This window comes from Flavobacterium sp. (assembly GCF_044360715.1).
Classification (GTDB): Bacteria; Bacteroidota; Bacteroidia; order Flavobacteriales; family Flavobacteriaceae; genus Flavobacterium.
Genome location: NZ_JBIKJY010000021.1, coordinates 19,574 through 40,421, shown reverse-complemented (window position 1 = coordinate 40,421; position 20,848 = coordinate 19,574). Strand labels below are relative to the sequence as shown.

The following is a 20,848-nucleotide window of genomic DNA, read 5'->3' as shown; positions in this document are numbered from 1 at the left end:
TAACCGAAAGTAATTTTTGTAAGTTTTTTAAAAAAGCAACAGGTAAAACGTATTCCGATTATTTGAATGAATTACGAATCAATGAAGCTTGCCGATTATTGGTTCAATCAGATAAATCAATTAACCAAATATCTTTTGAGTGTGGTTTTGAAACATTGAGTTATTTCAATAGGGTTTTTTTAAATAAAAAAGGAGTGACACCATCAAAATATAGAAACTCAAAAACAATTTAGTTTATTTATTCTACTTCAGGAAAATCTCTATACGCATAATAGTGTATTACTTCTTCTAAAGCCATTTGTAACGCTTTGTTTATGTGAACATATGTATTTCCAAGACGAAAATCTATTTGCGATAAATTCATATAATAATCTGTAAAAACAGGAACATATAATCCGTTATTTATGGCTTCGTTTGCTGCGTTATAATTATTAGTTTGTTCGTCTTTTATGATAGAACAAGTCGCCAAACGTAGTTGTGCAAATTTATTTCTGGTAGCTCCATATCCAAATAATCTGCAAACTAAACCTCGGTATTTATAAGTACTACAACTTCCTAAATGTAAATTTATTTCTGAAGTTTGATTATAATTATAACAAATAGGGTTGGAGTGATTGTTTAGTTTTTCAAGTGTGTTTTCTGCTTCACCAATTTTAAACAAATGAAATGCCCAAGGTAAAAATTCTAACGGAGAAGCTTCCATAGTAGGATTTGTACAGCATTTTCCACAACCGTTATTGCAAAATAATTGGGTTGTAGCTGTAAAATTGTTTAATTCGATTTCTAATGTATCGAACAACAATTCAATATCCTGCACCATTTTTTGAATTGACATTCTTTTTTTCGGCCAATTTAAGGTTTAAAAAAGAATTGTCAAATCAATTTATAGGAATAATGAAATGAATGCTAAGCAATATTTTTAAATCCATTCGGCAAAGGTCGATATGCATAATACTGCAATACTTCTTCAAGGGCATATTTTAATGCTTTATTAATTGGTAAAATAATATTTCCTAATTGGTAATCAATTTGAGATAAATTCATATAGTAATCCGTAAATATAGGCACAGGAAGACCATTCTGAATCAGATTGGAAGCATTTTTGAAATTCTCGACTTGTTCCGTTTTAATTATTTTACAAGTGGCTAATCTCAACTGTCCGTATTTGTCTTTGGTTGCTGCATAACCAAACAACCTACAAATTAATCCGCGATAGGAATAATTACTACAACTTCCGTTTACTTTGTCTAATAGGGTTAAAGGATTGTATATATGGCAAATTGTGGAAGTTTTTATTTCTAATTCGGCGAGAATTTTTTCTGCTTCACCATTTAAAAAAATATGAAACGCCCAAGGTAAAAATTCTAATGGAGAGGCTTCAATGTCTAATTTCGTGCAACATTTTCCACAACCCACATTACAATGTAACTTAGTTTCATTTTGAAAGGTGTTTATTTCAACATCTAATTGACTAAACAAATGTTCAACAGCAGCAACCTTTATTTCAATGGACATATTTTTTTACGAATGTACGCTTTAATATGACTAAACTTGATTTAAGTTGGGTTTATTTCAAAAAGAAAAAAATTCCTAACTACAAAGTAATTAGGGATTTGATATAAAAAATTTAAAACTAAATTAATTGACAATAATTTTTTTAGTCAGAATTCCTTTTTCAGCGTTAATTTGTAAAAAATAAAATCCTTGTGGTAAATCATTTATTTTGTATGTGTTTTGATTCAAAATAGGATTAACAATTTCTTTAATAATTTGACCATTAATACTTACTAAAGTTAATTTAGTAATTACTTCTTCTGTAGCAATTTCAATTTCATTAGAATTTGTCGGGTTTGGATAGACGCTTACTGCATTTTCTGCTAAAAAACTTTGAGATGATAAAAATATTGTTGGCCATCTGTTTTCAGCCGCAGGTCCTCCCCAAATAACAGTTGCTAAATAAGGATTATCAATAAATGGATTTCTATTTCCTTGTGCATACGTGTTTGAAGTATTTCCATGATATGTATTTCTATCATCTTCGTAAGCAGAAACTGGATCTTCTGCATTCCATTGTAAAAATAATTGAATCATATTTGTATCTGTTGAAACAGTTGCTCCAGTTCCAACGTTAATTGGTAAGCATTGTGTAGGATATCTTAAATACATATACATCATCATTCTTGCTACATCACCTTTCCACTCATTTCCAGGATACCAACCGCCTGTTACAGTTCCTGAATTACCAGAACCAGTTGCGAATTTTAAATTTCCTCTATTACCATTTCTATCTACATCACAAGATCTTAAATTATGTGCATCTTCACCTGCGTCACTTAAACCACTATCATCAAGTGCCGGAGTACCTAGTGCTTTTGCATAAACATGTTCTCGGTTCCATTCACAAGAATTCCCTCCACCATTTGAATTAACATCTCTTTTTCGATGATCATTGCCATCTGAAATACTAGTTGGACAAGTAGTAGTACTAAAACCATAAATTAGCAATACATTATTTGAATCTGAAGGATCTAGGTCTGTAGCTTGTGTGGCATTCCAAACATAAGGAAGCAGATTCGTGTGTTTGTTTATGGTTAGTGTTGATAAAGACGTTTTTAAAGGCATGCCTGTTTGCGTCCAATTCATTCCATTGTAATAAGGATTTGCAGGTGCTCCAGCTTGCCCAAAGCTTAACTGAGCAACTAAAAGTAAAAGTAGGTATTTCTTCATATTATGGGGTTTAATTGTTTCTTGTTAATAAAGCCATATAAAATCCGTCATATCCAGATTCGTGAGCTAATACTTTTTTATCTTGTACAAATGTAAAATTCTTACCTATTTCTGTAGTTAAGAATTTTTTTACTTGTTCTTGGTTTTCAGATGGTAACACACTACAAGTAGCATATACTAATTTTCCTCCAGGTTTTACAATAGGAGCGTAGCTTTCTAAAACTTCTGCTTGAACTTTACGAATGTTGTCTATAAACTCTGGTTTTAGTTTCCATTTTGCATCTGGATTTCTTTTTAATACGCCCAAGCCACTGCAAGGGGCATCTATTAGCACTCTATCGGCTTGACCGTGAAGTTTCTTTATCACTTTAGTAGTGTCAATTACGCGGTATTCAATATTATGAATTCCATTTCTTTTGGCACGAATTTTTAATTGCTTTAACTTACTTTCATACAAATCCATTGCAATAATTTGCCCTTTGTTTTGCATTAAACAAGCCATATGTAATGTTTTTCCACCGGCACCTGCGCAAGTATCAACCACACGCATTCCAGGTTGAATATCTAACATATGAGCCACCATTTGAGAAGAAGCATCTTGTACTTCGAACAAACCATTTTTAAAAATGTCTGTTATAAATACGTTTGCTCTTTCCTCTAATTCTAAAGCTTCAGGATAATCAGGAAGTACTTTTGTATGAATATCTAATTGAAGTAATTCTTGTTTTAAAGCTTCTTTTGTTGTTCTGATGGTATTGGTACGTAAAATAACTTTCGCAGGTTCATTTTGAGCAGTAATTTCTTTAGACCAAATTGTTTCGCCTAATTCTTTAACACCTATTTCGTCCATCCAATCAGGAATAGATTCTTTAAACTTTCTATCTTTAGATAATTCATCAAATTTTCCTTTGATTCTTCTTACTGGTGTACCTTCAAAATACTTCCAATCTGGTAATGTATATCCTTTTAAAGTAGCCCAAACTGCAAACATTCTCCAAATACTATCTCTATCAAATGGTTCTTTTTTAATTTCAGCTATTTCAGCATAAAGTCGTTTCCATCTTACTATATCGTAAATGGTTTCGGCTACGAATTTTCTGTCGCTGCTTCCCCATCTTTTATCTAATTTTAATGCTCTGGCAACCACTTTGTCGGCATATTCGCCTTCATTAAAAATTGCCATTAAGGCATCTATTACTGCAAAACTAATGTTTCTGTGAAATCTCATGTATTATATATAAAAATGCCTGCAAAGATAGTAATTAAAAACAAAAAAACCTTTGATTCACGCTATAAATAGCTCGTTTTAAACTAATAAAATTTTAAAAATATAGATATTTAAAGATTTTCATTTTTTGAATAATTGTATATTCGCCTAAAATAAGTAGTTTATGAAATATTTATCCTTGTTAGTGTTTTTTGTTTTTTTATCCTGTAAATCAACATTTAAAGTTTTAGAAAGAAAAGATATTATTTTAGATTCTCTTTCTATTCGAGCTATTTACCCTACGATTAACGGAGTTTGGTTTGGAGGTACAAATAGTAAAGCAGGATTTATAAGTTTCCAAAACGAAGCAGAAACTAAAATCGTAAAATTACAGAAAGAAATTACAGATTTTAGAAGTATTGCATTTGCAAATAATAATATATATGTTTTAAATGCAGGAACTCCAGCAAATATGTACGCATTAAATACTTTTGGAAATAGTTGTGCGTCAAATTTAATTTATACTGAAACTGGAGAAAAAGTATTTTATGACAGTATGTTTATAGATGCTAAAACAGGATTAGGAATAGTTATTGGAGATCCAACTGAAGATTGCTTATCAATTCTTTTGACTGAGAATTCAGGAAAAAATTGGAAGAAAATACCGTGTAATAAATTACCAAAAACAGTTGATGGAGAAGCGGCTTTTGCGGCAAGTGATACGAATGTAAAAATTGTTGATGGCGTTATTTATATTATTTCTGGAGGAACAAAATCTAGGTTATTTACAAGTGAAGACAAAGGAATTACTTGGCAGGTTTTTGAAACACCAATTATACAAGGTGAAGCAATGACAGGTGCTTTTTCTATGGATTTTTATAACAAAAGAAAAGGAATTATTGTGGGTGGAAATTACGAAAACCAAAAAGATAATTCTATCAATAAAGCGATAACTAAAGATGGCGGAAAAACTTGGGAAATAGTATCAAAAGATAAAGCTTTTGGATATGCATCTTGTGTGCAATTTATGCCAAAAAGTCGTGGTAAAGTGCTATATACTTGTGGCATTTCAGGTGTTTATTATTCTACTAATTTTGGAGAAAAGTGGACAAAAATTTTAGAAGATACCGATTTTTATACGCTACGTTTCAGTGGGGAAAATAATATATATTTAGCAGGTAAATACAAAGTAACTAAAATAAAAATAAGCCATTAAAAATGGCTTATTAATTATGAATCTATCGTCTTGGAGGAGGTGGTGGGTGATTGCCCTTACGTCCTTTTAGTTTTTCTAAAATTTTTCTATGAAATTCGTGCTCTAAACGCTCAAGTGCTACAACTTTTTCGGCTGTTATAATTGGAATTAATTCTGCGCGCATTTTCTTTTTCAATAGCATTACCTCAGATTCAATGGCTTCGGCTTCTTCAATTTTTTTTAATGCTTCTTCATCTGAACTATTTCTTTTACCAACTCGAAGTTTCATTTGCGCTTCTTTTAAAGCCATTATTTTTTCGTCATATTTGTTATAAACAGGCCAAAATTTTTCTGCTTCTTCTGAAGTAAGTGCTAATTTTTGAGAAATGAAAGCAATTTTTAATGATTTAATTTTATCCTTTTTTTCTTGTAGCATTTCTTTTCTATTGGCAATTAATTCTTCTCTTTTTTCAATTAATTGCGCTCTACGTTTTTCTATTTCTGCTTTTTTTTGCTCTGAATTTTCTTGTGCTTGATTGTTCAAACTAAAAATAAATGCAAGTAGTATTACTAATTTTTTCATTTCATTATTTAATTAATATTATTTAAATTATTGTAAATCAGTTCATTTTCTAATTCTATTATTTCTTTATCATCTAACATAGAACCTACTTCGTATACACTTAATTCGTTGGAATGTAATTCTAAATAACTCATTTCTACTAGTTCATTATTTTTTGTTTCTGTTGAAAGGTATAACATGGGAGAAACAATAGTTAGTAATAAAACTGCTGCAATTCCGCTTACTTTATAAATTGTAGATTTTAAATTAATTATTTTTGATTGATTTGATTGAATTGTTTTTAAAACTACAGCTTCATTTGTTTCAAAATAATCTTCAGGCACAATAAAACCTGTAGATTTAGGAAGCGATTGCGTAATTACTTCACCATTTATTATTTCGAATAATTCATTTGAAAATGTTTCGAAATAGTTAGATGGAATAGTAAATCCGTTAGTAATTTTATTATTTTCTAATTCTGTTTTCATTATTTATTTAGACTACTTTTATTATAAATGGTTTAATTGTTTTTTAAATATTCTTCAATTTTTTTTACAGCGTGATGATAGTTGGCTTTTAAGCCTCCTACAGAAGTATCTAAAATTTCACTAATATTTTCATATTTCATATCTTCAAAATACTTCATTTTAAAAACGAGCTGTTGTTTTTCAGGCAAATTAGCAATAGCTTTTTGAAGTTTTATTTGAATTTCATTTCCTTCAAAATATACATCTGATTCTAAATTTAATATTGCCTTTTGCTGTAATTCTAAATTTGAAATTCCTTGTTTTTTTGCTCGCTGCTCAATAAAAGTAAGCGATTCATTTGTGGCAATTCGATACATCCAAGAATACAATTTACTTTCGCCTTTAAAATTACCAATATTTGAAAACACTTTTATGAACGTATTTTGAAGCACGTCATCCGCATCATCGTGATTTAAAACGATATTTCGAATATGATAATATAAAGGTTTTTGATAGCATTGCACCAATTCTTTAAACGCTTCGTTTTGCGTTTTGGTTTGAATTAATCGTGCTATAAAATTTTTTTCGTCTTGCAATGAAATCTAATTTAATATTTGACTAAAGTTACGCAAAAAGGTTTAATTACCATTTAATTTTTTAATTTCGCAAGAAAACAAAAAAGATGTTACAAACTGTGATTTTTGATATGGATGGTGTAATTGTGGATACAGAGCCCGTACATAATTATGCGTATTATGAGCATTTTAAGTTGTTAGGTATTGAGGTGTCTGCAGAAATGTATGCTTCTTTTACAGGAAATTCAACAAAAAATGTGTTTCAAAAAATTAAAGATCATTTTGAAGTAACTGAAGATATTCACACTTTAGTAGAAAAAAAACGAAGTTTATTTAATGATGCTTTCGATACCAAAGCAGACTTGTTTTTATTAGAAGGGGTGGAGGAATTAATTAAACAATTACATCAAAATGGTATTCAGTTAATTTTAGCATCTTCCTCATCTAAAGTAACAATAAATCGCGTTTTTAATCGTTTTAAATTACATTCCTATTTCTCGCACATTGTTTCTGGTGAAGATTTTCCTCAATCTAAACCCAATCCAGCAATTTTTTTAGAAGCCGTTAGACTATCGCAATCAAAAAAAGAAAATTGTATTGTAATTGAAGACAGTACTAACGGAATAAAAGCCGCTTATGCAGCTGGAATTTTTTGTGTAGGATATAGAAGTGTAAATTCCAAAAAACAAGATTACAGCTTGGCTAATTTAGTTATTGATCGATTTGAAGAATTAGATTTCAACACCATTTTGAAATAAATTACCCAACGGCTTCCTTATACACGCGTAAGCATTTTTCTCTTGCTTCTTTATGATCAACAATTGGATTTGGATATTGAAGCGTTTCCAAATCAGGAACCCATTTTTTGATATATTTTAGTTCTTTATCAAATTTTTTAATTTGCTCGGTTGGATTAAATATTCTAAAATACGGTGCGGCATCAACTCCTGAACCTGCTGCCCATTGCCAATTCCCAACATTACTGGCTTGTTCATAATCTAATAATTTAGAAGCAAAATAGGTTTCGCCCCAACGCCAATCAATTAATAAATGTTTGCATAAAAAACTAGCTACCACCATTCGTACGCGATTGTGCATATGCCCAGTAGCATTTAACTCTCTCATACCTGCATCCACCATTGGATAACCGGTTTGTCCATCACACCACTTTTTAAATAATTTCTCATCATTTACCCATTTTATTTCATCGTATTTGGGTTTGAAACTTTTGGTTTGAGTATGAGGAAAATGCCATAAAATTTGCATAAAAAATTCGCGCCAAATTAATTCTTTTAAAAACGTCTCATTTTCAAATTTTAAAGCGTGTTGCACTAATTTTCTAATGCTAATAGTTCCAAATCTTAAATGAATACCGACTAATGAAGTTCCGTTTTTTAAAGCTGGGAAATTTCTTGTAGCTTCATATTCAGAAATTAATTTTTCAGAAATTGTATACTCGGGAAGTGCAATTTTAGTTGTCTCAAAACCAATATCTGCTAAGGATAAAAAAGGGTAGGAATGCGAAGTAATATTTTTTATTAACGTTTCTGAAGGATAATTTACAAGTTTAGTTTCCTTTAATTTTGCTTTCCACTTATTTGAAAACGGAGTATACACTACATACGGCAAACCATCATCCTTGGTGATTTCAGACTTTTCGAAAATTACTTGATCTTTACAGGTTTTAAATTCAATTTTATTTTCTTTGAATACTTCATTTAATGCGACGTCTCTTTTTCGAGCATATGGCTCATAATCGTGATTGGTATAAACCGATTTTATTTGGTTTTCTTTAATAAGTTTTTCAAATACATCAATTGGTTTTCCATAAAAAACAGCAAGTGACTTGTTAATCTTTCCAAGTTCTATATTTATTTTTTCCAGCTGATTATGAATGAAAGTTACACGCGCATCATTTTTTTCAAGATGTTGCAAAATGGTTTCGTCAAAAATAAAAATAGGCAAAACGGTTTCATTGTCTTGTAAAGCATAAAACAATGCGGTATTGTCTTCTAAACGTAAATCTCTTCTAAACCAAAAAAGTGTCATATTATTTAAATTCGCCAAAAAGTTCAATTAATTTTTTTCTTCTGTATTCAAAAATCTCATCTAATTTAGGTTTTACAATAAAAGGATGTACCAATTGCCCAAGAATTCCCATTGGAACTTTATAATCGATAATGTCTTCCATTTCCACGCCACCTGGTATTTCTTTAATAAAATGTTTATGATGCCATAGAGCATAAGGTCCAAATCTTTGCTCATCTACAAAATATTCTCCTTCAACTACATGTGTAATTTCGGTAACCCAAGTCGTTTTAATTCCTAATAAAGGCGTAACAATATATTGAATGATTTGTCCAGCAAACATCGGTCTATCTGCACCGCTCAAAATATCAAAACTCATATATTCTGGTGTGATTGTTTTTAAATTCTTTGGGCTTGATAAAAATTCCCAAGCTTCTTTTTTAGAAATTGGTAAGTTTTGTTTTGATGCTAATCTGTATATTTTCATTTTTTAGAATTTAATTATGCAAATATACATTTGTTTAACATTATAAATAAAATATTGAACAAAATATTTAGATTTATTATTTCATTAACTTTGAAAGACAAAATAAAATAGTATTTTAGCAAAAAAATATTTGAATTATGAAAAAATATATCTTATTTAGTTTATTCCTTATTTCAGGAGTAATAAGTGCACAGATTGCAACACCACAAGCAAGTCCAGTATCTAAAGTTGACCAAACTGTTGGTTTGACACAAATTAGTGTGGAATATCATAGACCAAGTGCAAAAGGAAGAGCTGTATATGGCGAATTAGTACCTTACGGAAAAAATTGGCGAACTGGAGCAAATAAAAACACAACTATTACTTTTTCGCAAGATGTTACAATTAATGGGAAGTCTTTATCAAAAGGAACATATGCATTATTTACTACGCCAAAAGCAGATTCTTGGGATATTATATTTTACAAAGATACCGATAATTGGGGTTTACCAGAAGAATGGATGGATGATAAAGTTGCGTTAAAAACATCAGCGAAACCAGAAAGTTTAAACCGACTTGTAGAAACATTTACTATTTCTTTTAACAATGTAACAACTGATGCAGCTAATTTGGAATTGTCTTGGGAAAAAACTTTAGTATCAGTAAAAATTGAAGTGCCTACTCAAAAAACCGTTTTAAAATCTATTGAAGACGTTATGAATGGTCCTTCTGCAAAAGACTATTATGCAAGTGCACAATACTATTATCAATCTAATACTGATTTAAATAAAGCATTACTTTGGATGAATCAAGCAATTTCTTTATCAGGTGAGAAAGTTCCGTTTTGGTATTACAGATTAAAATCGTTAATTCAATTTAAATTAGGCGATAAAAAAGGTGCTATTGAAACTGCAAAATTATCATTAGCAGGTGCTACAGCAGAAAAAAACGAAGATTATATTAAACAAAATAAAGACAGTATTGAATTGTGGTCTAAATAAATTCCACATTACTTAAGCATAAAAAAGCCATTCAATTTGAATGGCTTTTTTTTATATGGTTTTTAGAATTTCAATTAAAAGATCAATTTCTTCTTTTGTGTTATAATGACTAAATGATATTCGTAAAGAAGGCTTTTTAATATCATCTGAGGATAAAAATTCAGCCAAAACGTGTGAGGGTTTTACGCTACCACTTTGGCAAGCACTTCCTCTGGAAACCGCAATGCCTTTCATATCTAAATTGAATAAAATTAGCGCGGTTTTTTCTTCTGAAAAAGGCAATAATACATTTAAAATATTATAAAATGTATTTTCTCCATTAATTATGATTTCTTCAAAATTAGATTGTAATTTAGAAATACAATATGATTTTAAATCTGAAATTGATTTGGTTTCTTCAGTCATATGTTCGTTAGCCAACTCAAATGCTTTTGCCAAACCCGCAATTTGATGTACAGCCTCTGTACCAGCGCGTAATCCTTTTTCTTGCTCACCACCATAAAACATAGGTTGCATAGATTGGTTTTTTCTAATAAAAGTAAAACCAATTCCTTTTGGTCCGTGAAATTTATGTGCACTTGCTACTAAAAAATCTAAAGGCGTCTTTTGTAAATCTATTGTTGTTTTGCCTATTGATTGTACGGTATCACAATGAAAAACAGCTTTATATTTTTGACAAATAGAAGAAACAGTATCAATGTTTAGTTGCGTTCCTATTTCATTATTTACGTGCATTAAGGTAACTAAAGTTGGAATTTCTTCGTTTAATTTGCGTTCAAAATCAAACAAATCTAAATTTCCATTTGGTAATACTTTAATATATTCCACTTCAATTCCAAATTCCTTTTGTAAATTTAAAACGGTATATAATGTGGCGTGATGTTCAATTTTACTAGTAATAATTTTTTTGACACCATTATTTTTTACCATTTCTCTTAAAATCCAATTTGTAGCTTCTGTAGCACTTGAAGTAAAAATAATTTCTTGAGCAGAACAGTTTAAATATTTCGCAATTGTTTTTCTTGAGGTTTCAATTATTGATTTCGAGCTTCTACCAAAACTATGCGTAGAAGATGGGTTTCCAAAATCGTTTTGCAAAACATCCATCATCGTTTGAATTACTTCTAGTCTTAAAGGCGTTGTAGCGGCGTTATCTAAATATATTTTCTTCATTAAATTAATTTTGCTTAATGTAAACTTCCATAGCACCCAATCCGTATTTTCCATAATTGGCTTCTTGAATTACTATGTTTTCATATCTTCTTAATAAATATTCTAACTCACTTTTTAAAACGCCATCACCAACTCCGTGGATCAAAACTACACGATTGTATCGTTTAGAAATTGCAAAATCCATAGCTCGCTTAGCTTCTTCAAGTTGAATGTTTAATTTATCGAAGTTAGTTAAATTTTGGTTTTTTCCCGTAATTATTTTTTCTAAATGCAAATCCACTTCAAAAACCATTGGATCTTTTTTGCTCAATTTGGTTAAAACCGAACCTGGTTTTTTAGGAATTTCTTTTTCTGCTAATACTTTAGAAAGGTTGCCCTCAAAATTAATTTTAGGCGCATCACTTGCGATTTTTATAACTTCTTTTTTATTGTATATAAGCTCAAAACCGTCTTTAGTTTCAATAACAATTGAATTATCCGTTTGAAATCGTAAAATCACACCTTCTAAATTATCATCTAAAACCTGAACAACATCACCAATTTTCATTGCGCTTTCCATAAAAAAATTATATTTTTACAAAAGTAAAATAATAACTTTAAAAAACATTCAAATTTGAAAATAGTTGTCATAGATAATTACGATAGTTTTACCTACAATTTAGTCCACTATTTAGAAGATTTAGGAGCAACAGTTACTGTTTTTAGAAATGATGAATTTGAATTAAAAGAGTTAGAAGTTTTTGATAAAATAGTTTTGTCGCCAGGACCTGGAATTCCTAGCGAAGCGGGTTTGTTAAAAGAAGTCATACAAACGTATGCCAAAACAAAAAGTATATTGGGGATTTGTTTGGGTTTACAAGCTATAGGTGAAGTTTTCGGTGGAACGTTAATCAATTTAGAAAAGGTGTATCACGGCGTAGCTTCAAAAATTACGATTATTGAAAACGATGCTATTTTTACTAATTTGCCTAATGAAATTGAAGTAGGTCGATATCATTCTTGGGTAATTTCAAATGACAATTTTCCACAAAATTTGATTATAACTTCACTTGACGAAAATAAGCAAATTATGTCAGTAAAACATAGCGTTTACGATGTTCGAGGCGTGCAATTTCATCCAGAAAGTATCTTGACTCCTGATGGAAAAAAGATATTAGAAAATTGGTTGAATAATTAATTATCGTGTAAAAACCAATTTATTTCCTTCTGATAAATTACTATCAAATGCATACCCTTCATAGTTGAAACCTTTTAAATCATCAACAGTTTCTGCATTTGTATCTATAATGTATCGTACCATTAAACCTCTGGCTTTTTTTGCGAAAAACGAAATCATTTTAAGTTTTCCGTCTTTATAATCTTTAAATTCTGGAGTGATTACAGCTACTTTTAATTTTTTAGCATCAACAGCAGAAAAATATTCGTTACTGGCTAAATTCACAAATAACTCCTCTTTATTTAATTCTGAATTTAAATAATCTGTCACTGATTTTTTCCAAAATTCGTATAGATTTTTTTTAGTACCAATTTGTATCGAAGTACCCATTTCTAAACGGTAGGCTTGCATTAAATCTAAAGGTTTCAAAACGCCATATAATCCAGATAAAATACGCAATTTATCTTGTAAAACGGTAACTTTCTCAACAGGTAACGAATATACATCTAAACCTGTGTACACTTCGCCATCAAAGGTGTAAATTGCTGGTCGTGCATTTTCTAGCGTAAAAGGAAGTTGCCAATCTTGATTTCTTTGCCAATTTAATTCTGCTAATTTTTCAGAAATATCCATTAATTCCATTAATTGTTTTGGCTTTTTCTTTTTTAAGGTTTTCTGAATGGTTTCAGCTTGTTTTAAAAACGATCCTTCAGAAACTAATGAAGTAGGAAGTTCTTTATCTAAATTTAAAGATTTTGCTGGAGAAATAACAATTTTCATTTTACAGATTTTTTTCAAAATTAGTCATTACCATTATTTTTTACAACACAGATTTGAGAAATTATATTAATTTTTTAAAATCCGTACCAAACTAAGTTTTAATTATATTGACTATTTGCAATCAGATTTTAAAATTATAATAATCCGTAAAATTTCTTAAATCTGTGTTTTTAAAAAATTGAAATTTGATATTGTTATTGCGATTGTTTATCTTCGCAACATGATAAAAGTAATTCTTTTAGGTTCAGGAAACGTGACTACTCATTTATTTCAAGCTTTTTCGAAAGTTGATGAAATAGAAGTAGTTCAGGTTTTTTCAAGAACAATATCAAAAGATTTTCCTGAAACACTTCAAACATCTGATTTTTCAAAAATTACTGAAGCGGATGTTTATATTATTTGTGTTTCAGATAGCGCTATTTCAAGTGTTTCATCTCAATTACTTTTTGAAAATAGGTTAGTGGTTCATACTTCGGGAAGTTCTGATTTAAATCTACTTGATAGTAAAAATAATAAAGGTGTTTTTTATCCGTTACAAACCTTTACAAAAAACAAAGCAGTTGATTTTTCTGAAATTCCAATTTGTTTAGAAGCAGAAAATGTTTCAGATTATAACTTTTTAGAAAAAGTTGCGAAATCTATATCAAAAAATGTATACGCTATATCAAGTGAGCAACGTAAAGCACTTCACGTTTCTGCCGTTTTTGTTTGTAATTTCACAAATCATTTGTACACTATTGGCAATACCATTTGTATTGAAAACAACATTCCGTTTGAAATTTTACATCCTTTAATTAAAGAAACGGCTGAAAAGATAAAATCACTCTCACCAAGTGAAGCACAAACGGGACCCGCTGTAAGAAATGACCAAAAAACCATTGAAAAACATATCGATTTTCTTACGAACGAAAATCAAAAAGAAATATATAAAATTTTGACAAAATCTATTCAAAATGGCGAAAAGTTATAAAGAAATAATGAATGATATTAAAGCGTTTATCTTTGATATCGATGGCGTATTAACTGATGGCACAGTTCATATTTCAGAAGACGGACAATTGCTTCGTCAAATGAATATTAAAGATGGCTATGCTATGAAAGCTGCTATTGACAAAGGATATCCTGTTTGTATTATCTCAGGTGGAAGTAACGAAGGTGTTCGTGTTAGATTGCAAAATTTAGGAATAAAAGATATCTATTTGGCAGCACCAAATAAAGTTGAAAAGTTCTACGAAATTTGCGATGCCTATCAATTGAAACCTGAAGAAATTCTATATATGGGCGATGATATTCCTGATTATTTAGTGATGCAAAAAGTAGGTTTACCCACGTGTCCACAAGATGCCGTTCAAGAAATAAAAGGCGTAAGCAAATATATTTCTCACGCAAATGGCGGAAAAGGCGCAGTGCGAGATGTAATTGAACAGGTAATGAAAGTTCAAGGAAAATGGATGGACGATTTTGATGCTAAGTTTTTTTAGATTTATTATGAAACATTTTTTTAAATTAATTAGATTAGAAAATTTAGTACTGTTTGCTTTTATGCAACTGGTAATTAAATACGGATTTTTGAATCACATTCATTTTAAAGATGCCTTGGGCGCACCACAATCGTTAGTGCTTTGGCAATCGTTATCTAATTTTCAGTATGTGTTATTAATTTTTGCAACGCTATTAATTTTAGCAGGTGGTTATATAATTAATGCCATATTTGATTTAGATACAGACAACATCAATAAACCAAACGAAGTAGTTATAGGTACTCATATTTCTGAAAAAACAGCCTATAATTTGTATTTTATTTTTACTTGTTTGGGTGTTGGAATTGGATTTTATTTAAGTCGTGTTATCAATAAACCGGCTTTTGCTACGATATTTGTCATTTGCGCGGCTTTATTATATATTTATTCGAATGGATTAAAGCAAATTCCAATTTTAGGAAATGCAATTGTGGCATTTGTAGCCGCATTATCTATTGTTATCATTAGTTTTTTCAATATTTTTCCTGCTATTTATGCGGGTAATGAATTTTTCATGAAAACGTTAGTTTCTATTCTTACAGATTATGCGATTTTTATTTTCCTATTACAATTTGCTATAGAAATTATCAAAACAATTACAAATGAAAAAGGCGATGCTACCTTTGGAATTTCAACTGTTGCGACATCTTTCGGAATTAAAAATGCAAAAATTATAGGTACGGCTTCGTTAGTCCTTTTTATTAGTTATCTAACTTATTATTTGGTTGAAAATTTAGCACATAATCTGTATGCTGTAGGATATTTAATACTATTTATTATTGCGCCTTTGTTATTTGTTGCAATCAAATTATTTCAATACGAATTAAACAAAGAGTACCTTTTGGTAATTAGAATTTTGAGAATGGTTCAAATTACTACTATGTTGTCTTTGCTAATCATCTTAATTTCTATGCAATATGCTTAACGATAAATTTAAAAATCATAAAATTATTTTAGCATCAGGTTCGCCAAGAAGACAACAATTTTTAAAAGAATTAGAGATTGATTTTGAAATAAGGTTAAAAGAAATTGAAGAGATTTACCCCGATCATTTAAAAGCCGAAGAAATAACTAATTTTTTAGCCAAATTGAAAGCCAGTGCTTTTGAAAATGAATTACAAGATAACGAAGTTTTAATTACTTCAGATACTATTGTTTGGTTGGATAATAAGGCATTAGGAAAACCTAGCGACGCTACGCATGCATTAAGAATGTTAACAGAAATGTCTGGTAAAACACATAAAGTGATTACTTCTGTATGCATAAAATCGACTAAAAAAGAAGTGGTTTTTCACGACGAAACCTTGGTTACTTTTACGGATTTATCTCTTGATGAAATTGAATTTTATTTAAAAAATTACAAACCCTTTGATAAAGCAGGTTCTTATGGCATTCAAGAATGGATTGGATTGGTAGCCATTGAGAAAATTGAAGGAAGTTATGCCAATGTAGTGGGCTTGCCAACTCACAAATTGTATAAAGAATTAATGAAATTTTAATTTTTGAACTAGATTTTATTTTTAAAACACAGATTGTGGAAATTATATAAATTTTTAAAATCCGTGTTTAAAAAAAATGATTTTTTGCATTTGCTTTTGATTAAGAATTAATGAAATTTTAAGTAATCAAATAGATTTAACTTTTAAAACACAGATTTAAATAATTATATAAATATTTAAAATTTCTTAAATCCGTGTTTAAAAACAATGATTTTTGGAATTGATTTTGATAATGTAATTGAAATATCTTACATTTGTAGCCACAACACACACAATATGAGTCAAAAAACATTGCTCAATTCAAAAGAAGTCAACATTATACTACATCGATTGGCCTGTCAATTAATCGAAAAACACCTTGATTTCACTACTACTATTCTTATTGGAATTCAGCCCAGAGGTTCATTTTTAGCCAAAAGATTATCACAAATTTTAAAAGACGACTATCAAATATCTGATTTAAAATTAGGGTTTTTAGACATTACTTTCTTTAGAGATGATTTTCGTAGAAATGAAAAACCATTTGAAGCCAATCAAACGCAAATTGATTTTTTAGTGGAAGATAAAAATGTCGTTTTTATAGATGATGTATTATATACCGGTAGAAGTATTCGTGCAGCTTTGACTGCAATACAATCTTTCGGAAGACCAAAATCAATAGAACTTTTAACCCTTATAGATAGACGATTTAGTCGTGATTTACCCATTCAACCCGATTATAGAGGACGACAAGTAGATGCTATTAATAACGAGAAAGTGTTAGTTAAGTGGGCTGAAAATGATGGTGAAGACGCCGTTTTTATTGAGGTAAAAAATTAATAATTAAGTGACTTCGAGATCCTCAGTCACAATTGCTTGAGGCTCTCGAAAGCAACACAAAATATAGTTTAAAACAACACATTTAAAATGAAAGAATTAAGCGTCAATCATTTATTAGGAATAAAGTACATCAATACCAATGATATTAATTTAATTCTTGAAACCGCTGATCAGTTTAAAGAAGTAATCAATCGTCCTATAAAAAAAGTACCTTCTTTACAAGACATTACTATTGCTAACATCTTTTTCGAAAACAGTACACGAACTAAATTATCTTTCGAATTAGCTCAAAAACGACTTTCAGCTGATGTAGTGAGTTTTTCTTCAGGACAATCTTCAGTTAAAAAAGGAGAAACGCTAATTGATACCGTAAATAATATTTTAGCTATGAAAGTGGATATGGTGGTTATGCGTCATAGTTCGCCAGGAGCGGCACATTTTTTAGCACAACACGTGAAAGCAAGTATTGTAAATGCTGGTGATGGCGCACACGAACACCCCACACAAGCTTTATTAGATAGTTATACCATTCGTGAAAAATTAGGCGAAGTAGCTGGTAAAAAAATAGTTATTGTTGGTGATATATTACACAGTAGAGTAGCGCTTTCCAATATTTTTGCCTTACAAATGCAAGGGGCTGAAGTAAAAGTATGCGGACCCAAAACATTGATTCCTCAATATATCAATTCTTTAGGAGTTACTTACGAACCCAATTTAATAAAAGCCTTAGAATGGTGCGATGTAGCGAATATGTTACGTGTACAGAATGAAAGACTGGATGTAAGTTATTTTCCAAATACACGAGAATATACACAGCAATTTGGACTAACAAATGAAATATTAAATAACCTGAATAAAGAAATTGTAGTTATGCATCCAGGACCTATAAACCGTGGGGTAGAAATTACTTCTGATGTAGCTGATGGAAATCATTCCGTTATTTTAGATCAAGTAGAAAATGGGGTAGCGGTGCGAATGGCAGTTATTTATTTATTAGCGAGTAAGATTAAAAATTAATTTAAAGTTGGGAGTAGGGAGATTGAAGTAGGAAGAATCAAATTCACACAAAACCTTTTAACCTTTTAACCATTTAAACTCATAAACTTTTCAAATATGAAAGTAGAACAGAAAGGTCATACTACCATAATTAAAGATACTGAAAGTAGTTTTGAAGTGTTTTTAAAAAAATTAACTACACAATACAACTCGTTTATATCAGTTAATTTAATAATTGATATCACACACGATAAGTCATTTGAAATAAGCAACTTAAAGCAATTTTTAGATTTAGCAAAAGCACATAAAAAAAACAAAAAATCTTTTGTAGTTGTTGCTACAGATATTGATTTTAATAAAGTTCCAACTTCAATTACTACAGTTCCATCGTTACTTGAAGCGCACGATATTATTGAAATGGAAGAAATTGAACGCGACTTAGGATTCTAAAAAACAGTTTAAATGTTTAAGAGGTTAAATGTTTAAAAGATTTTGAAGCAATAAAAAACGCTTTAAGAGTAAAAAATATATATTATGAAACTTTCCAATCAAACTAAAATATACATTTTAACGGGCTTATTGTTTGGATTTACCTTTATGAGCGCAATGCTTATATTTTCTGGATTAAAAACCAATGAATATAATCTTTTGGCAATTTCTGCAAATGTATTATTAGCATTTAGTATGATTCTGCAAATCATCAAATTAAGTAAAATAGAAAACAATAAATAATGACAACTAGAGCCAAATTTAATTTGTTTTTTCTACTATTAGCCATTATTTTATTGGTGTTAAATATTATTATTTCTTACCAAGAAAATAAAGTAGAATGGTTTAGATTAATTTCAAATGTACTTTTGATTTTTCTTTTTTCTATGAATATTTACAACGAAAACAAAAAACAAAAACAACACTAATTTCGTTTTGAAAATAAAAATATTGGGCTGTTATGCCGCAACTCCAAGAACTATAACCAATCCTACATCGCAAGTTTTAGAGATTAAAAACCATATGTTCTTAATAGATTGCGGTGAAGGCACACAAGTACAATTGCGTAAACACAAAATTAAGTTTTCGCAAATTGAACATATTTTCATTTCCCATTTACATGGCGACCATTTTTTTGGTTTAATCGGCTTAATTTCTACTTTTATGTTATTGGGTAGAGAAAAAGAGTTGCACATTTATGGTCCAAAAGGTATTAAAGAGGCTATTTTATTGCTGTTGAAATTAGGTAACGCTTACACTTCCTATAATTTATTTTTTCACGAATTAACTTCCAAAGAAAGTGAAGTTATTTACGAAGATGAAAAAGTAAAAGTCACTACAATACCTCTAAAACATAGAGTGTACACCAATGGTTATTTATTTGAAGAAAAAAATACAGAGCGAAAATTGAATATTGATGCCATCTTAAATTACAATGTTGAAAAATTATATTACAATAAAATAAAATTAGGCGGTGATATTACTTTAGATGATGGAAGAATTATACCCAATTCAGAATTATCTTTTGATCCTGAAGAAGCTAAAAGTTATGCGTTTTGTTCAGATACTTTGTATAATGAAGATCTAATTCCGTTAATTAAAAATACAACGGTTTTGTATCACGAAAGTACGTTTTTAGAAAGCGAATCTCATTTAGCTGAAAAAACTATGCATACTACTGCGAAACAAGCTGCAAAAATTGCTAAATTAGCAGACGTAAAACATTTATTACTAGGACATTATTCAACTCGATATGGAAATATTGAATTATTCAGAACAGAAGCTAATGAAATTTTTGAAAACGTATTACTTGCAGATGATGGATTGGAATTTGAATTTTAAGATATATTACACAGAGATTCACAAAAATTGACAGAGAAACACAAAAATTAAAACAAAAGTGTTGTATTAAGAATATTTAACCCAAAACAATAAACAATAAACAATAAACAATAAACAATAAACAATAAACAATAAACAATAAACAATAAACAATAAACAATAAACCATTAACCTAAAACCCTTCACCTTTTACCTATAAAAAATGAAAGATTTATCCGATTATAGAAAATCATACGAAAAGAGCGAGTTATTAGAAAACACCATTCCTGATGATGCGATTCAATTGTTTCATAACTGGTTTTATGAAGCGGAAGAACAAGAAAATGGAGAAGTTAATGCGATGACGGTTTCTTCTATAGGTGTGGATGGTTTTCCAAAAAGTAGGGTAGTACTACTAAAAAAATTCAATGAAGAAGGTTTTATATTTTACACCAATTATAATTCAGAAAAAGGAAAAGCCATTTTACAACATCCAAATGTTTGTATTTCTTTCTTTTGGCCGATATTAGAACGCCAAGTAATCATTAAAGGAATAGCTGAAAAAACAACGGCACAAGTTTCAGATACTTATTTTGATTCTCGTCCAGAAGGCAGTAAGTTGGGAGCAATTGTTTCGAATCAAAGTGAAGTAATTCCATCAAGAACTTTTTTAGATGAAAAATTAAAAAACTTAGAAACAGAAGTTTCAGGTTCTGAAATAAAACGACCAGAAAATTGGGGTGGATTTTTAGTAAAACCTGTAGAAGTAGAATTTTGGCAAGGAAGAGCCAATCGTTTACACGATAGAATTCGTTATAAATTAGAAGCTGATTTCAGTTGGAAAATAGATCGTTTATCGCCTTAATAA

27 protein-coding genes are annotated in these 20,848 nt (G+C 29.8%); 15 read left to right on the top strand and 12 right to left on the bottom strand.

The window, feature by feature from the left end:
• Positions 1-233 (top strand): helix-turn-helix domain-containing protein (locus ACIQ16_RS08030; protein ID WP_396150371.1); only part of this gene is annotated, 233 nt, incomplete at its 5' end.
• A gap of 5 nt (positions 234-238) precedes the next feature.
• Here the strand turns inward: ACIQ16_RS08030 and ACIQ16_RS08025 are convergent.
• The 4 genes from ACIQ16_RS08025 to ACIQ16_RS08010 form a co-directional block, all read right to left on the bottom strand.
• On the bottom strand, positions 239-835 hold the full coding sequence (locus ACIQ16_RS08025; protein WP_396150369.1) for a YkgJ family cysteine cluster protein: 597 nt from the start codon (positions 833-835) through the stop codon (positions 239-241).
• A gap of 71 nt (positions 836-906) precedes the next feature.
• Positions 907-1,515 (bottom strand): YkgJ family cysteine cluster protein, encoded by a 609-nt coding sequence (locus tag ACIQ16_RS08020; RefSeq protein WP_396150367.1) that lies wholly within the window; start codon positions 1,513-1,515, stop codon positions 907-909.
• Between the two features lie 123 nt (positions 1,516-1,638).
• Positions 1,639-2,727: an endonuclease gene (locus ACIQ16_RS08015; RefSeq protein WP_396150365.1), complete on the bottom strand. Its 1,089-nt coding sequence runs from the start codon at positions 2,725-2,727 to the stop codon at positions 1,639-1,641.
• A gap of 10 nt (positions 2,728-2,737) precedes the next feature.
• The gene (locus ACIQ16_RS08010) at positions 2,738-3,955 is read right to left on the bottom strand and encodes an RsmB/NOP family class I SAM-dependent RNA methyltransferase (RefSeq protein ID WP_396150363.1); all 1,218 of its coding nucleotides are present in this window, start codon (positions 3,953-3,955) and stop codon (positions 2,738-2,740) included.
• Between the two features lie 163 nt (positions 3,956-4,118).
• Here ACIQ16_RS08010 and ACIQ16_RS08005 point away from each other — a divergent pair, with 163 nt between their 5' ends.
• Entirely contained in the window at positions 4,119-5,150 is a 1,032-nt protein-coding gene (locus ACIQ16_RS08005) for an oxidoreductase (RefSeq protein ID WP_396150361.1), read from the top strand.
• 22 nt (positions 5,151-5,172) lie between these two features.
• Here the strand turns inward: ACIQ16_RS08005 and ACIQ16_RS08000 are convergent, their stop codons facing one another.
• From ACIQ16_RS08000 to ACIQ16_RS07990, 3 genes are read right to left on the bottom strand one after another with little or no spacing between them, the layout of a single operon-like run.
• Entirely contained in the window at positions 5,173-5,712 is a 540-nt protein-coding gene (locus ACIQ16_RS08000) for a hypothetical protein (RefSeq protein ID WP_396150359.1), read from the bottom strand.
• A gap of 8 nt (positions 5,713-5,720) precedes the next feature.
• Entirely contained in the window at positions 5,721-6,179 is a 459-nt protein-coding gene (locus ACIQ16_RS07995; RefSeq protein ID WP_396150357.1) for a hypothetical protein, read from the bottom strand.
• 32 nt (positions 6,180-6,211) lie between these two features.
• Complete coding sequence (locus ACIQ16_RS07990) at positions 6,212-6,754, bottom strand: RNA polymerase sigma factor (protein WP_396150355.1); 543 nt, start codon at positions 6,752-6,754, stop codon at positions 6,212-6,214.
• Positions 6,755-6,840: 86 nt separating this feature from the next.
• Here ACIQ16_RS07990 and ACIQ16_RS07985 point away from each other — a divergent pair, with 86 nt between their 5' ends.
• Entirely contained in the window at positions 6,841-7,491 is a 651-nt protein-coding gene (locus tag ACIQ16_RS07985; RefSeq protein WP_396150353.1) for an HAD family hydrolase, read from the top strand.
• A gap of 1 nt (position 7,492) precedes the next feature.
• Here the strand turns inward: ACIQ16_RS07985 and ACIQ16_RS07980 are convergent, their stop codons facing one another.
• Together ACIQ16_RS07980 and ACIQ16_RS07975 are read right to left on the bottom strand one after the other, a co-directional pair.
• On the bottom strand, positions 7,493-8,782 hold the full coding sequence (locus ACIQ16_RS07980) for a cryptochrome/photolyase family protein (protein WP_396150351.1): 1,290 nt from the start codon (positions 8,780-8,782) through the stop codon (positions 7,493-7,495).
• A gap of 1 nt (position 8,783) precedes the next feature.
• On the bottom strand, positions 8,784-9,248 hold the full coding sequence (locus tag ACIQ16_RS07975; protein WP_396150349.1) for a cell division inhibitor: 465 nt from the start codon (positions 9,246-9,248) through the stop codon (positions 8,784-8,786).
• Between the two features lie 137 nt (positions 9,249-9,385).
• Here ACIQ16_RS07975 and ACIQ16_RS07970 point away from each other — a divergent pair, with 137 nt between their 5' ends.
• Complete coding sequence (locus ACIQ16_RS07970; protein ID WP_396150347.1) at positions 9,386-10,228, top strand: DUF2911 domain-containing protein; 843 nt, start codon at positions 9,386-9,388, stop codon at positions 10,226-10,228.
• Between the two features lie 51 nt (positions 10,229-10,279).
• On the opposite strand, the gene ACIQ16_RS07965 is transcribed toward ACIQ16_RS07970, so the two are convergent.
• Both ACIQ16_RS07965 and ACIQ16_RS07960 read right to left on the bottom strand, forming a co-directional pair.
• Complete coding sequence (locus tag ACIQ16_RS07965) at positions 10,280-11,401, bottom strand: cysteine desulfurase family protein (protein ID WP_396150344.1); 1,122 nt, start codon at positions 11,399-11,401, stop codon at positions 10,280-10,282.
• 4 nt (positions 11,402-11,405) lie between these two features.
• The gene (locus ACIQ16_RS07960) at positions 11,406-11,960 is read right to left on the bottom strand and encodes a Smr/MutS family protein (protein WP_396150342.1); all 555 of its coding nucleotides are present in this window, start codon (positions 11,958-11,960) and stop codon (positions 11,406-11,408) included.
• A gap of 54 nt (positions 11,961-12,014) precedes the next feature.
• On the opposite strand from ACIQ16_RS07960, the gene ACIQ16_RS07955 reads away from it, so the two are divergent.
• The gene (locus tag ACIQ16_RS07955; protein ID WP_396150340.1) at positions 12,015-12,578 is read left to right on the top strand and encodes an anthranilate synthase component II; all 564 of its coding nucleotides are present in this window, start codon (positions 12,015-12,017) and stop codon (positions 12,576-12,578) included.
• Here the strand turns inward: ACIQ16_RS07955 and yaaA are convergent, their stop codons facing one another.
• On the bottom strand, positions 12,579-13,337 hold the full coding sequence (gene yaaA / locus ACIQ16_RS07950; RefSeq protein WP_396150338.1) for a peroxide stress protein YaaA: 759 nt from the start codon (positions 13,335-13,337) through the stop codon (positions 12,579-12,581).
• Between the two features lie 220 nt (positions 13,338-13,557).
• Here yaaA and ACIQ16_RS07945 point away from each other — a divergent pair, with 220 nt between their 5' ends.
• The 10 genes from ACIQ16_RS07945 (at position 13,558) to pdxH (ending at position 20,845) form a co-directional block, all read left to right on the top strand.
• Entirely contained in the window at positions 13,558-14,307 is a 750-nt protein-coding gene (locus ACIQ16_RS07945) for a Rossmann-like and DUF2520 domain-containing protein (protein WP_396150336.1), read from the top strand.
• Complete coding sequence (locus ACIQ16_RS07940) at positions 14,291-14,818, top strand: KdsC family phosphatase (RefSeq protein WP_396150334.1); 528 nt, start codon at positions 14,291-14,293, stop codon at positions 14,816-14,818. The genes ACIQ16_RS07945 and ACIQ16_RS07940 overlap by 17 nt, the downstream gene beginning before the upstream one ends.
• A 7-nt stretch (positions 14,819-14,825) precedes the next feature.
• Positions 14,826-15,782 carry a geranylgeranylglycerol-phosphate geranylgeranyltransferase gene (locus ACIQ16_RS07935; protein ID WP_396150331.1) on the top strand — a complete coding sequence of 319 codons (957 nt, stop codon included), beginning with the start codon at positions 14,826-14,828 and terminating at the stop codon, positions 15,780-15,782.
• Positions 15,775-16,356: a Maf-like protein gene (locus ACIQ16_RS07930; protein ID WP_396150329.1), complete on the top strand. Its 582-nt coding sequence runs from the start codon at positions 15,775-15,777 to the stop codon at positions 16,354-16,356. Before ACIQ16_RS07935 ends, ACIQ16_RS07930 begins: the two co-directional genes overlap by 8 nt.
• Positions 16,357-16,632: 276 nt before the next feature.
• The gene (pyrR, locus tag ACIQ16_RS07925) at positions 16,633-17,175 is read left to right on the top strand and encodes a bifunctional pyr operon transcriptional regulator/uracil phosphoribosyltransferase PyrR (protein WP_396150377.1); all 543 of its coding nucleotides are present in this window, start codon (positions 16,633-16,635) and stop codon (positions 17,173-17,175) included.
• A gap of 87 nt (positions 17,176-17,262) precedes the next feature.
• Positions 17,263-18,192, top strand: a complete 930-nt coding sequence (locus tag ACIQ16_RS07920) for an aspartate carbamoyltransferase catalytic subunit (RefSeq protein ID WP_396150327.1) — start codon at positions 17,263-17,265, stop codon at positions 18,190-18,192.
• 96 nt (positions 18,193-18,288) lie between these two features.
• Positions 18,289-18,621, top strand: a complete 333-nt coding sequence (locus tag ACIQ16_RS07915) for a ribonuclease Z (protein ID WP_396150325.1) — start codon at positions 18,289-18,291, stop codon at positions 18,619-18,621.
• 84 nt (positions 18,622-18,705) lie between these two features.
• Positions 18,706-18,903, top strand: a complete 198-nt coding sequence (locus tag ACIQ16_RS07910; RefSeq protein ID WP_396150323.1) for a hypothetical protein — start codon at positions 18,706-18,708, stop codon at positions 18,901-18,903.
• 192 nt (positions 18,904-19,095) lie between these two features.
• Positions 19,096-20,001, top strand: a complete 906-nt coding sequence (locus tag ACIQ16_RS07905) for a ribonuclease Z (protein WP_396150321.1) — start codon at positions 19,096-19,098, stop codon at positions 19,999-20,001.
• A gap of 202 nt (positions 20,002-20,203) precedes the next feature.
• On the top strand, positions 20,204-20,845 hold the full coding sequence (gene pdxH, locus ACIQ16_RS07900; protein ID WP_396150319.1) for a pyridoxamine 5'-phosphate oxidase: 642 nt from the start codon (positions 20,204-20,206) through the stop codon (positions 20,843-20,845).
• The last annotated feature ends 3 nt before the right edge of the window (positions 20,846-20,848 follow it).